At 64.2% G+C, this 12,371-nt stretch carries 14 protein-coding genes; 9 read left to right on the top strand and 5 right to left on the bottom strand.

Annotated features, from left to right (window positions below; translation table 11 throughout):
* Positions 1–41 precede the first annotated feature (41 nt).
* A complete protein-coding gene (gene zapE / locus BM060_RS04720; protein WP_043272363.1) occupies positions 42–1,136 on the top strand; it encodes a cell division protein ZapE in 1,095 nt (364 codons plus the stop codon).
* A 71-nt stretch (positions 1,137–1,207) separates the two neighbouring features.
* Here the strand turns inward: zapE and BM060_RS04725 are convergent, their stop codons facing one another.
* The gene (locus tag BM060_RS04725) at positions 1,208–2,167 is read right to left on the bottom strand and encodes a hypothetical protein (protein WP_074977739.1); all 960 of its coding nucleotides are present in this window, start codon (positions 2,165–2,167) and stop codon (positions 1,208–1,210) included.
* 90 nt (positions 2,168–2,257) lie between these two features.
* Positions 2,258–3,157 (bottom strand): GlxA family transcriptional regulator, encoded by a 900-nt coding sequence (locus tag BM060_RS04730; RefSeq protein WP_161788523.1) that lies wholly within the window; start codon positions 3,155–3,157, stop codon positions 2,258–2,260.
* A 250-nt stretch (positions 3,158–3,407) separates the two neighbouring features.
* On the opposite strand from BM060_RS04730, the gene BM060_RS04735 reads away from it, so the two are divergent.
* A complete protein-coding gene (locus tag BM060_RS04735; protein WP_074977742.1) occupies positions 3,408–4,544 on the top strand; it encodes an acyl-CoA dehydrogenase family protein in 1,137 nt (378 codons plus the stop codon).
* 109 nt (positions 4,545–4,653) lie between these two features.
* Here BM060_RS04735 and BM060_RS04740 read toward each other — a convergent pair whose 3' ends face one another.
* Positions 4,654–5,691 (bottom strand): NADP(H)-dependent aldo-keto reductase, encoded by a 1,038-nt coding sequence (locus BM060_RS04740; RefSeq protein WP_074977745.1) that lies wholly within the window; start codon positions 5,689–5,691, stop codon positions 4,654–4,656.
* Positions 5,692–5,935: 244 nt separating this feature from the next.
* Between BM060_RS04740 and rplM the strand changes: the two genes are divergently transcribed.
* The 7 genes from rplM to BM060_RS04775 all read left to right on the top strand — a co-directional run bounded on the left by rplM (position 5,936) and on the right by BM060_RS04775 (position 10,746).
* The gene (gene rplM / locus BM060_RS04745; protein WP_074977748.1) at positions 5,936–6,364 is read left to right on the top strand and encodes a 50S ribosomal protein L13; all 429 of its coding nucleotides are present in this window, start codon (positions 5,936–5,938) and stop codon (positions 6,362–6,364) included.
* Positions 6,365–6,378: 14 nt separating this feature from the next.
* The gene (gene rpsI / locus BM060_RS04750) at positions 6,379–6,771 is read left to right on the top strand and encodes a 30S ribosomal protein S9 (RefSeq protein WP_074977751.1); all 393 of its coding nucleotides are present in this window, start codon (positions 6,379–6,381) and stop codon (positions 6,769–6,771) included.
* Between the two features lie 262 nt (positions 6,772–7,033).
* Entirely contained in the window at positions 7,034–7,624 is a 591-nt protein-coding gene (gene petA / locus BM060_RS04755) for a ubiquinol-cytochrome c reductase iron-sulfur subunit (RefSeq protein WP_058071403.1), read from the top strand.
* Positions 7,624–8,835 (top strand): cytochrome b, encoded by a 1,212-nt coding sequence (locus BM060_RS04760; RefSeq protein ID WP_009617889.1) that lies wholly within the window; start codon positions 7,624–7,626, stop codon positions 8,833–8,835. The genes petA and BM060_RS04760 overlap by 1 nt, the downstream gene beginning before the upstream one ends.
* Positions 8,835–9,617: a cytochrome c1 gene (locus BM060_RS04765; RefSeq protein WP_009617891.1), complete on the top strand. Its 783-nt coding sequence runs from the start codon at positions 8,835–8,837 to the stop codon at positions 9,615–9,617. Before BM060_RS04760 ends, BM060_RS04765 begins: the two co-directional genes overlap by 1 nt.
* Before the next feature lie 92 nt (positions 9,618–9,709).
* Positions 9,710–10,327 (top strand): glutathione S-transferase N-terminal domain-containing protein, encoded by a 618-nt coding sequence (locus tag BM060_RS04770; protein ID WP_074977754.1) that lies wholly within the window; start codon positions 9,710–9,712, stop codon positions 10,325–10,327.
* A gap of 11 nt (positions 10,328–10,338) precedes the next feature.
* On the top strand, positions 10,339–10,746 hold the full coding sequence (locus BM060_RS04775; protein WP_024128168.1) for a ClpXP protease specificity-enhancing factor: 408 nt from the start codon (positions 10,339–10,341) through the stop codon (positions 10,744–10,746).
* A gap of 452 nt (positions 10,747–11,198) precedes the next feature.
* Here BM060_RS04775 and BM060_RS04780 read toward each other — a convergent pair whose 3' ends face one another.
* Together BM060_RS04780 and BM060_RS04785 are read right to left on the bottom strand one after the other, a co-directional pair.
* A complete protein-coding gene (locus BM060_RS04780) occupies positions 11,199–11,780 on the bottom strand; it encodes a BON domain-containing protein (protein WP_009617898.1) in 582 nt (193 codons plus the stop codon).
* Entirely contained in the window at positions 11,777–12,370 is a 594-nt protein-coding gene (locus tag BM060_RS04785) for a phosphoheptose isomerase (RefSeq protein WP_009617899.1), read from the bottom strand. Before BM060_RS04785 ends, BM060_RS04780 begins: the two co-directional genes overlap by 4 nt.
* Position 12,371 lies beyond the last annotated feature (1 nt).

Genomic DNA, 12,371 nt, shown 5'->3' on the forward strand with positions numbered 1-12,371 from the left:
GCTAAAGTGTCGGCCCCGTTTTCGTTGCCTTGCTACCGATCATGACGCCCCTTCAGCGCTACCAGGAAGACCTCAAACGTCCCGATTTCTTCCACGATGCGGCCCAGGCCAATGCCGTGAAGCACCTGCAGCGTCTATATGACGACCTGCTGGCGGCCGACCAGGCCAAGCCCGGGCTGTTCGGCAAGTTGCTCGGCAAGAAGTCCAACGGGCCGGTCAAGGGCCTGTACTTCTGGGGCGGCGTAGGCCGCGGCAAGACCTACCTGGTGGACACTTTCTTCGACGCGCTGCCGTTCAAGCAGAAGATGCGCACGCACTTCCACCGCTTCATGAAGCGCGTGCACGAGGAAATGAAGACCCTCAAGGGCGAGAAGAACCCGCTGACCATCATCGGCAAGCGCTTCGCCGACGAGGCCCGGGTGATCTGCTTCGATGAATTCTTCGTCTCCGACATCACCGACGCCATGATCCTCGCGACCTTGCTGGAGGAACTGTTCAAGAACGGCGTCAGCCTGGTGGCGACCTCCAACATCGTGCCCGACGGCCTGTACCGTGACGGCCTGCAGCGCGCCCGCTTCCTGCCGGCCATCGCCCTGCTCAAGGAGCACACCGAGGTGGTCAACGTCGACAGCGGCGTGGACTACCGCCTGCGCGCCCTGGAGCAGGCCGAGCTGTACCACTGGCCGCTCACCGAGCAGGCCGAGCAGGCCATGGCCCGCGACTTCCGCAAGCTCACCCCGGAATGCGCCGCGGCCACCCGCGACGACGTGCTGATGATCGAGAACCGCGAGATCCGCGCGCGCCTGACCTGCGACGACGTGGCCTGGTTCGAGTACCGCGAGCTGTGTGACGGCCCGCGCAGCCAGAACGACTACATCGAGCTGGCGAAGATCTTCCACGCGGTGCTGATTTCCAACGTCGAGCAGATGAACGTGGCCAAGGACGACATGGCCCGCCGCTTCATCAACCTGGTGGACGAGTTCTACGACCGCAACGTCAAGCTGATCATCTCCGCTGAGGTGGAGCTGAAGGACCTGTACACGGGCGGGCGCCTGGAGTTCGAGTTCCAGCGCACCCTGAGCCGCCTGCTGGAGATGCAGTCCCACGAGTTCCTCAGCCGGCCGCACCGGCCTTGATGGGGTCGTGCTGATGCGAAAAGGGCTGCCGGATGGCAGCCCTTTTTCGTTTTGGGCTCTACGAAAAGCGTTCAGCGCTGCGCCGTCTGCGCCTCAGCCTTCTGCAACAACTGCTTCGCATGCGCCACTTCCAGCGCCTCCATGGCATTGATCGGCTTGATCGCCACCGCTTTCCTCAACTGTTCCAGCGCCTTGTCCTGTTCGTCGTCGCCATACACATAACCCAACGCATTGGCATATTCGTAGTGCCCGATGGGCAGGTCGTCGCTGGCGCGGAAGGAGCGGGCGAAGTAGGTCTCCATCTTGTCCGCGCTGACGCCGTAGGTCATGCGCCCGACCAGCTTGCCGACCTTGCGGATCACCCCGGCCTCGTAGCCGCCGTACAGCGCCAGGGCGAAGGGCTGGCCGGGCCGCCTGGCGAGGATCGCGTCCAGTTCCTTGGGAATGTCGCTGGTGTAGCCGCGCTTGAGCACCACCGGGACCGGCAGTTCCTCGGCCAGCCGCGCCTTGGCGTAGGCGCGGCCGAACTGGGCGATGGGGTCGGCGTTGAGCAGCGGGCCGGCCTGGTCGGTGTAGCTGATCACCTCTTCCAGCAGTTGCTGCTTGTCCGCCGCCGGGGCCAGGAACATGGCGTAGAGCACCTGGGCGAACATCGCCGGCACCTGGCCGCCGACGCCCAGGGCCAGGCCGTCCTGTTTGGCCTGGGCGAAGTCGCCGCGGAACAGCTTGCGCCATACGTCCTGCAGCTTCTCGGCATAGGCCTGGGCCTCCTCTGGCCTGCCGCTGAAGCCGCTGCCGGCGGCGACAGTCTTCGCCACCGCGTCCGGGTGGGCGGCGGCCATCTTCGTCACCCAGTCGGCGTCGGGGAAGGGGTAGTCGCCGAAGCCGCGGGTCAGCCGTGGCCAGGCGCTGCGCAGCTTGTCGCCGGAGTAGTCGAAGGTGCTCTGGTCGTAGGGGAAGGGCTTCCAGTCGCCGGCGGCGAAGGCGGGCAGGCAGAAGCAGGCGAGCAGGACGAATAGTAGGCGGCGCATGAGGGAATCCCGTGTTCTTGTTCTGGAAGGGCAGCCCCGATCATAGGGAGCTGCCCGCAGGCACGGGACCTATCCTATGGATAGCTTGTTTCAGGCCTCTTTCCGTCGGTACTGGTTGCGGTAGTGGTTGGGTGACAGCTTGGTGTGCTGGCGGAACAGCCGGGCGAAGAAGCTGGCGTCGTCGTAGCCCACCTCGTAGCTGATGGTCTTGATGCTCTTGCGCGAGGTCGACAGCAGGCTGCGCGCCGTCTCGATGCGCAGGCGCTGCAGGTAGTGCAGCGGCTTGTCGCCGGTGGCGGCCTGGAAGCGGCGCATGAAGTTGCGGATGCTCATGCCGTGCTCGCGGGCCACGTCCTCGAAGCGGAACTTGTCCGCATAGTGCTCCTCCAGCCATTGCTGGACCTGCAGGATGGCCGGGTCGTGGTGCAGCTTCTGGCCGCCGAAGCCCAGGCGCCCGGGGGTGTAGCTGCGCTGCACCTCGAAGAGGATGTCGCGGGACACGCCCTGGGCCACGCTGGCGCCGCAGAAGCGCTCGATCAGGTACAGGTAGAGGTCGCGGGCGGAGGTCACGCCGCTGGCGGCGTAGAGGTTGTCGGCGTCGGTGATGTGCTTCTCGCGGTTGAGCAGCACCTTGGGGTAGCGCGCGGCGAAGTCGTCGAAGAAGCGCCAGTAGGTGGTCGCCTCCTTGCCGTCCAGCAGGCCGGCCTCGGCCAGCCAGAACACCCCGGTGGCCTCGCTGCCGATGGCGCTGCCGGCGGCATGGCGTTCGCGCAGCCAGGGCACCACCTGCGGGTAGCGCGCCAGGAGCTGGTCGAAGTCGCCCCAGAAGGCCGGCAGTATCACCAGGTCGGATTCCTCGAGGGCGCCGTCCACCGCCAGCAGGTCGCCGCTGAAGGCGCGCACCGGCTGGCCGTCGGGGCTGACGATGCGGCTTTGCAGCAGCGGCGTGAGGCCCAGGCCTTCCTGCCTGCCGAAGCGCAGGCTGGCCATGTGCAGGAAGTCCCGCGCCTGCATGAGGGTGGAGGCGAAGACACCGTCGGTCGCCAGGATGCAGACCCTTTTCAGGGAAGATTCGGATTGTTCGGACATCGTTCTTATCATTGTTGTGGAGGGCCGCATTCGACGCCTAACCGGTCAAATGGCGGCTGGATCGTCTTATTTTTTGGCGCAAGTGTCCAGTAGGCGCCGCTCGGCGGGCTGACCTACATTCGGCCCTTCAGCGAGGCGCCAGGAGGCGAGCATGATCCCCAGAACCCTGTTCAGTTCCGACCACGAGCTTTTCCGCGACAGCGTGCGCAAGTTCCTCGAGCAGGAAGCCGTGCCCTTCCATCACCAGTGGGAAAAGGACGGTCACATCGACCGCGCCCTGTGGAACAAGGCGGGGGAGGCGGGCATGCTCTGCTCGCACATCCCCGAGGCCTACGGCGGCATGGCCGCGGACTTCCTCTACAGCGCCGTGGTGATCGAGGAAATCGGCCGCTTCGGCCTGACCGGCATCGGCTTCTCCCTGCACTCGGACATAGTCGCGCCCTACATCCTGCATTACGGCAGCGAGGCGCAGAAGCAGCACTACCTGCCCAAGCTGGTTTCCGGCGAGATGGTCGGCGCCATCGCCATGACCGAGCCGGGCGCCGGTTCCGACCTGCAGGGGGTGAAGACCACCGCGGTGCTGGATGGCGACGAGTACGTGATCAACGGCTCCAAGACCTTCATCACCAACGGCTTCCTCGCCGACCTGGTGATAGTGGTGGCCAAGACCGATCCCAAGGCCGGCGCCAAGGGCACCAGCCTGTTCCTGGTCGAGGCCGGCACCCCGGGCTTCGAGAAGGGCAAGCGCCTGGAGAAGGTCGGCATGAAGGCCCAGGACACCTCGGAGCTGTTCTTCCAGGATGTCCGCGTGCCCAAGGAGGCGCTGCTCGGCCAGCCGGGGCAGGGCTTCATCTACCTGATGCAGGAACTGCCCCAGGAGCGCCTGACCGTGGCCCTGGGCGCCCTGGCCTCGGCCGAGGCGGCGCTGAAGTGGACGCTCGACTACACCCGCGACCGCAAGGCCTTCGGCAAGGCCGTGGCGGACTTCCAGAACACCCGCTTCAAGCTGGCCGAGATGGCCACCGAGATCCAGATCGGGCGCACCTTCGTCGACCGCTGCCTGGAGCTGCACCTGAAAGGCAAGCTCGACGTGCCCACCGCGGCCATGGCCAAGTACTGGACCACCGACCTGCAGTGCAAGGTGCTCGACGAGTGCGTGCAGCTGCACGGCGGCTACGGCTTCATGTGGGAATACCCGGTGGCCCGCGCCTGGGCCGATGCGCGGGTGCAGCGCATCTATGCGGGGACCAACGAGATCATGAAGGAGATCATCGCCCGGTCGTTGTAAGCGGCTGCGGGCCTTTCGTAGGAGCGAGCTTGCTCGCGAACCTTCCTTGCACAGGGCCTGTCCGGCAGAGTGCGGTTCGCGAGCAAGCTCGCTCCTACAGGGGCGGCTCTCAGGGCGCCGGGTTCGGCTGGTCCTTGTGGATCGCCTCGATGCCGGCCAGGACTTCCTCGGAGAGTTGCAGCTGGAAGCTGGCGAGGTTGCTTTCCAACTGCTCCAGCGACGTCGCGCCGATGATGTTGCTGGTCACGAACGGCTGGCGGGTGACGAAGGCCAGGGCCATCTGCGCCGGGTCCAGGCCGTGTTCGCGGGCCAGGGCCACGTAGCGGGCGCAGGCGCGCTCGCTCTGCGGGTTGGTGTAGCGGGTGAAGCGGCTGAACAGGGTGATGCGGGCGTTGGCCGGGCGCGCGCCGTTGTCGTACTTGCCCGAGAGCATGCCGAAGGCCAGCGGCGAGTAGGCCAGCAGGCCGCAGCGCTCGCGGATGGCGATTTCCGCCAGGCCCACTTCGAAGCTGCGGTTGAGCAGGTTGTAGGGGTTCTGGATCGACACCGCCCGTGGCCAGCCGCGCTGCTCGGCCAGCTGCAGGAAGCGCATGGTGCCCCAGGGCGTTTCGTTGGAGAGGCCGACGTGGCGGATCTTGCCGGCGCGCACCTGCTCGTCGAGCACCTCCAGGGTTTCCTCCAGCGGGGTGAAGTCCTGCGCCTTGTGCTGGTAGCCGAGCTGGCCGAAGAAGTTGGTGCTGCGTTCGGGCCAGTGCAGCTGGTAGAGGTCGATCCAGTCGGTCTGCAGGCGCTTCAGGCTGGCGTCCAGGGCGGCGACTATGTTCTTGCGGTCGTGCTTGAGCTGGCCGTCACGGATGTGGCTGATGCCGTTGCCGGGGCCGGCCACCTTGCTGGCCAGGATCCACTCGGCGCGGTCGCCGCGCTGGCGGAACCAGTCGCCGATGATCTGCTCGGTGCGCGAGTAGGTTTCGGCGCGCGGCGGCACCGGGTACATCTCGGCGGTGTCGATGAAATTGACGCCGGCGGCCTTGGCCAGGTCGATCTGGGCGAAGGCCTGGGTTTCGCTGTTCTGCTCCCCCCAGGTCATGGTGCCGAGGCACAGGGCGCTGACTTTCAGTCCTGTGCGGCCGAGCGGGCGGTACTCCATGCGCTTCTCCTGATGAAATCGAGTGTCGACGAGGTTGTAAATTCTGCCGGAATCTGCATAATTCGGCAGCCTTTCATCGGTGGGGGATGCCTAGCCTGCCGATTGATACATCTAGTCGTTACGGACGCACACTGACCCGAGCCCCAAATCGTGTCTGTTTCTGGCTGTCCTTGACTTGTCAAGGCAACCACTGTCCAGTAAGATTCGCCGTCTTATTTTCAGGCGGCCCCTGAGGCTATAACGAATGAAAACTTTCACCGCGAAACCAGAAACTGTTAAGCGCGACTGGTTCGTCGTCGACGCTGCTGGCCTGACCCTGGGTCGTCTGGCTACCGAAATCGCTACCCGCCTGCGCGGCAAGCACAAGCCGGAATACACCCCGCACGTTGACACCGGCGACTACATCGTCGTCATCAACGCCGAACAGGTCCGTGTCACCGGCGCCAAAGCCACCGACAAGATGTACTACCATCACTCGGGCTTCCCGGGCGGTATCAAGTCGATCAACTTCGAGAAGCTGATTGCCAAGGCTCCCGAGCGCGTCATCGAGATCGCGGTCAAAGGCATGCTGCCGAAGAACCCGCTGGGTCGCGACATGTACCGCAAGCTGAAAGTGTACAAGGGTGCCAGCCACCCGCACACCGCTCAGCAGCCTCAAGAACTGAAGATTTAACGGGATAGCACATCATGTCGGCGACTCAAAATTACGGCACTGGCCGTCGTAAGACCGCTACCGCACGCGTCTTCCTGCGTCCGGGTACCGGCAATATCTCCATCAACAACCGCAGCCTGGACGTGTTCTTCGGCCGCGAAACCGCTCGCATGGTCGTACGTCAGCCGCTCGAGCTGACCGAGAACACCGAGAAGTTCGACATCTACGTCACCGTCGTCGGTGGTGGTGTCAGCGGCCAGGCCGGTGCGATCCGTCACGGTATCACCCGCGCCCTGATCGAATACGACGAGACCCTGCGCAGCACCCTGCGCAAGGCCGGCTACGTCACCCGCGATGCCCGTGAGGTTGAGCGTAAGAAAGTCGGTCTGCGTAAAGCGCGTAAGCGTCCGCAGTACTCCAAGCGTTAATACGACGCTTCGAAAAAAACGCCCAGTGCCGAGAGGACTGGGCGTTTTTTTATGCCTAGGATTAAGGGGGTCGGCAATTTATGCGGCAAGGTGTCGCATGGCCTGGGGGCCGCATGGCGTAAGGGCTCCAGCTTCCTGCTCGGGGGTAATTACCTTGTCAGGTACAGGGCTTTTCTTTACCATTTGGCGAATTTTTCTGCGGCACAACTTTTACTCTAAGGCCCGAGAAGATAACGGGCTAAAGCTGATGGGAGACGACTGAATGAGTAATGACGGCGTGAATGCAGGCCGGCGTCGCTTCCTCGTCGCGGCCACTTCGGTGGTCGGCGCCGCGGGAGCTGTCGGAGCTGCGGTCCCGTTCGTGGGGTCATGGTTCCCCAGTGCCAAGGCCAAGGCGGCCGGCGCACCGGTGAAGGTGAACGTCGGCAAGATCGAGCCAGGGCAGCAGGTCATCGCTGAGTGGCGCGGCAAGCCGGTGTTCCTGGTTCACCGAACCAAGGAAATGCTCGATGCCCTGCCGACCCTCGAAAGTCAGCTGGCCGACCCGGACTCCAAGGCCTCCGACCAGCCGACCTACGTCGATCCCAAGCTGCGCTCCATCAAGCCGGAACTCGCCGTCATCGTTGGTATCTGCACCCACCTGGGCTGCTCGCCGACCTTCCGCCCGGAAGTCGCTCCCGCCGACCTCGGCCCGGACTGGAAGGGTGGCTACTTCTGCCCCTGCCACGGCTCCCACTACGATCTGGCCGGTCGCGTCTACAAGGGCCAGCCCGCGCCCCTGAACCTGCCGATTCCGCCCTATAGCCTCGATGGTGACGTGCTGACCATCGGTGTGGACCAGGAGAAAGCCTGATGAACAAGTTCATGGCTTGGGTCGATGCCCGCTTCCCCGCGACCAAGATGTGGGAAGACCATCTGAGCAAGTATTACGCCCCGAAGAACTTCAACTTCTGGTACTTCTTCGGCTCCCTGGCACTGCTGGTGCTGGTCAACCAGATCCTCACCGGTATCTGGCTGACCATGAGCTTCACGCCGTCCTCGGAAGAAGCCTTCGCCTCCGTGGAATACATCATGCGCGATGTGGACTACGGCTGGATCATCCGCTACATGCACTCCACCGGTGCATCGGCGTTCTTCATCGTGGTCTACCTGCACATGTTCCGCGGCCTGCTCTACGGCTCCTACCAGAAGCCGCGCGAACTGGTCTGGCTGTTCGGCATGCTGATCTACCTCGCCCTGATGGCCGAGGCCTTCATGGGCTACCTGTTGCCCTGGGGCCAGATGTCCTACTGGGGGGCCCAGGTGATCATCTCGCTGTTCGGCGCCATCCCGGTGGTGGGCGAGGCGCTGGCGCAGTGGATCCGCGGTGACTTCCTGATCTCCGGCATCACCCTGAACCGCTTCTTCGCCCTGCACGTGATCGCCCTGCCGATCGTCCTGCTCGGCCTGGTGGTGCTGCACATCCTGGCGCTGCACGAAGTCGGCTCGAACAACCCCGACGGCGTGGACATCAAGAAGAAGAAGGACGAGAACGGCATCCCGCTGGACGGCATCCCGTTCCACCCGTACTACACCGTCAAGGACATCCTCGGCGTGGTGGTCTTCCTGTTCGTGTTCTGCACCGTGATCTTCTTCTTCCCGGAAATGGGCGGGTTCTTCCTCGAGAAGCCCAACTTCGAGATGGCGAACCAGTTCAAGACCCCCGAGCACATCGCCCCGGTGTGGTACTTCACCCCGTTCTACGCGATTCTGCGCGCCGTTCCGGACAAGCTGATGGGCGTCATCGCCATGGGCGCCGCCATCGCCGTGCTGTTCGTACTGCCGTGGCTCGACCGTAGCCCGGTGCGCTCGATCCGCTACAAGGGCTGGCTGAGCAAGATCTGGCTGGTGATCTTCGCGGTGTCCTTCGTGATCCTCGGCTACTACGGCTCGCAAGCGCCGTCGCCGCTGGGCACCACGCTGTCGCGTCTGTGCACCATCCTGTATTTCGCGTTCTTCATCCTGATGCCGTTCTACACCCGGATGGAGAAAACCAAACCGGTTCCGGAAAGGGTGACTGGCTGATGAAAAAGCAATTCGCAGCATTGATTCTGGCCCTGGTGCCCCTCTTCGGCTTCGCCGCCGAAGGCCACGGACCGGCCCTCGATCACGTCGACATCGACCTGACCGACAAAGCAGCCATGCAGGATGGCGCGCGTACCTTCGCCAACTACTGCATGGGTTGCCACAGCGCCAAGTTCCAGCGCTACGAGCGCGTTGGCCGTGACCTGGGGATTCCCGAGGAGCTGATGCTCAGCCACCTGGTGTTCACCGGGGCGAAGATCGGCGACCACATGGACATCGGCATGAAGCCGGCCGACGCCAAGGTCTGGTTCGGCGCCGCGCCGCCGGACCTGACCCTGGTGGCCCGCGTGCGTGGCACCGACTGGCTGTACACCTACCTGCGCTCCTTCTACGAGGATCCCAAGCGTCCGTGGGGGGTGAACAACAAGGTGTTCCCCAACGTCGGCATGCCCAACGTGCTGGGTAGCGTGCAGGGCCGCCAGGTTATCGGTTGCAAGCAGATCCAGGTCGTGGAAAATGGCAAGAAGCAGTTCGATCCGCTGACCGGTACGCCGCTGACCCACGAGGCCTGCGACCAGCTCACCGTGGTGCCGAAGACCGGCCAGCTGACCGAGGCGCAGTTCGACGAGAAGGTGAAGAACCTGGTGACCTTCCTGGCTTACTCGGCTGACCCGAACAAGCTGGATTCCCACCGCATCGGCACCTACGTCCTGCTGTACCTGGCCTTCTTCTTCGTGTTCGCCTACCTGCTCAAGCGCGAATACTGGAAGGACGTGCACTAAGCACAGTCAGTTCCAAGCGTTGAAGCGCGCGCGCCCTACGGGGCGCGCGCGTCTTTTTACCTCCCTGAAATGCTGTTGCGAGGAGGCCCGGCATGGCCGCAGTCAATAAGCTCACCTGTTACTCCGACCCTGCCGATCACTACTGCCATCGTGTGCGTCTGGTCCTGGCGGAAAAGAACGTCCAGGCCGACATCGTCGAGGTCCAGGCCGGGCGCTGCCCGCCGAAGCTGGCCGAGGTGAACCCCTACGCCAGCGTGCCGACGCTGGTCGACCGTGATCTCGTGCTCTACGAATCGACGGTGATCATGGAGTATCTGGAGGAGCGCTATCCGCACCCGCCACTGATGCCGGTGTACCCGGTGGCGCGGGCCAACACCCGCCTGCTGGTGCACCGCATCCAGCGCGACTGGTGCGCCCTGGTCGACCGCATCCTCGACGATCGTCAGAAGGATGGCGATCGCGCCTTGGCGCGCAAGGAGTTGCGTGAGAGTCTAACGGGGGTGTCGCCGCTGTTCGCCGAGAAGGCTTTCTTCCTCAGCGAGGAGTTGAGCCTGGTCGACTGCTGCCTGCTGCCGATCCTCTGGCGCCTGCCGCTGCTCGGCATCGAGCTGCCGCGCCAGGCCAAACCGTTGCTCGACTACATGGAGCGGCAGTTCGCCCGTGACGGCTTCCAGGCTAGTCTGTCCTCCATCGAACGTGATATGCGCTAAGGAAACCGATGATGAATTCCAGTCGACCCTACCTCGTACGAGCCCTCTATGAGTGGATCGTCGACAACGGCTGTACACCGCATATCCTGGTGAACGCCGAGTATCCGGGGGTCAGGGTGCCGCCGGGCTATGCCAGCGACGGCCAGATCGTCCTCAACGTGTCGCCCACGGCCGTGCGCCACCTGCAGATGGACAACGAGGCGGTGAGTTTCGAGGGGCGCTTCGGTGGCGTGGCGCAGAGCCTGTACATCCCGTCCCAGGCGGTGATGGCGGTCTACGCGAGGGAGAATGGCCAGGGCATGGTCTTCGACCTGGAGCCGCCGGTGCCGGCGGACGACGAGGAGTTGCAGGACGACGGTGGCCCCAGCGACGAGCCGCCAAGGCCCAGCGGGCGGCCCAGCCTGAAAGTGGTCAAGTAGGAAAAAAGGCGATCCGAGGATCGCCTTTTTCATGCCCTCACGGTCGCGATGGTTCGCCGCCAGGTGGCATTTCTCCGGTGTGCCAACGCCTACGGCGTTATCCGCCGAATCGCGGACGGAGTCCGCTCCTAGCCCTCCCGGCAAACACAACGCCCCGTAGGATGGTGTTGAGCGAAGCGATACCCGTCGCCACGACCACATGGGTTTCGCCCAGGCTCAACCCATCCAACGAAAAGCACCTCGGCGCGGCCTGCAGGACAGTTGCTCCTACGGTTCCAGGGAAGCACGGGCGTAGGAGCGGACTCCGTCCGCGATTGGATTCACCGGCCACGCCGGACACCTCGGTGGCACGGCCAGCGGCGGATAACCGCGAATGGTTATGCGCCCTACAGCGGTCGCGGTAGCAAGAAAAAGCCCCGCGTGGCGGGGCTTTTTCAACTGGTTGAGGTCGCTCAGTCGATGTACTCGAACAGCCGCACGATCTTCTGCACGCCATTGACGTTCTGCACCACCTGGGTGGCCAGGTCGCCCTCGCGGCGGGTCACCAGGCCCAGCATGTAGACGATGCCGTTCTCGGTGACGACCTTGATGCGCGAGGACGGCACGTTGGCGTCGGTGAGCATCTGCGTCTTGATCTTGGTGGTCAGCCAGGTGTCGTTGTTGCGCGCCAGCAGCGAGGAGGGCTGCAGGACCTGCAGCTCGTTGTGCACGGTCTTGACCTTCTGCACGTTGCGCGCGGCCTGCTCGGCCTTGTTCTTCAGGTCGGCGCGCGGCGTCTGGCCGGCCAGCAGGACCACGCCGTTGTAGCTGATGACCACGATGTGCGAATTGCGGTCCAGGTCCGGATCGGCCTTGGCGACGTTGACCGCGACCTTGGTCTCGATCAGCGAGTCGTCGATGGTGCTGCCGATGGTGCGGGTGCCGCGGTTGTCGTCGATGGGCTCCTCGCGGGTGGCGCTGAGGAAGCTGCTGCAGCCGCCCATGACCAGGGTCAGGGCAAGGAGGCCGGCGAGGGTCAGCGGACTACGACTCATTCTTCACTCCCGAACAGTTGACGATCGATGAGGTCGCACAGGCAGTGGATCACCAGCAGGTGCACTTCCTGGATGCGTGCGGTCACCTTGGCCGGCACGCGGATTTCGACGTCCTCCGGCAGCAGCAGCGAGGCCATGCCGCCGCCGTCGCGGCCGGTCAGGGCCACCACCACCATCTCGCGGTCGTGGGCGGCCTGGATGGCCTGGATGACGTTGGCCGAGTTGCCGCTGGTGGAAATCGCCAGCAGCACGTCGCCGGGCTGGCCTAGGGCGCGGATCTGCTTGGAGAACACCTCGTTGTAGCTGTAGTCGTTGGCGATCGAGGTGATGGTCGAGCTGTCGGTGGTCAGGGCCACTGCGGGCAGGCTCGGGCGCTCGCGCTCGAAGCGGTTGAGCAGCTCGGAGGAGAAATGCTGGGCGTCGCCCGCCGAGCCGCCGTTGCCGCAACTGAGGATCTTGCCTTCGTTGAGCAGGGCATTGACCATCACCATGCTGGCCTGTTCGATATGCGGAATCAGCACTTCCGTGGCCTGCTGCTTGGTCTCGATGCTGGCATGGAAGAGCTGGCGGATACGGGATTGCATGTCCATC

The organism is Pseudomonas citronellolis, from assembly GCF_900112375.1.
Classification (GTDB): domain Bacteria; phylum Pseudomonadota; class Gammaproteobacteria; order Pseudomonadales; family Pseudomonadaceae; genus Pseudomonas; species Pseudomonas citronellolis.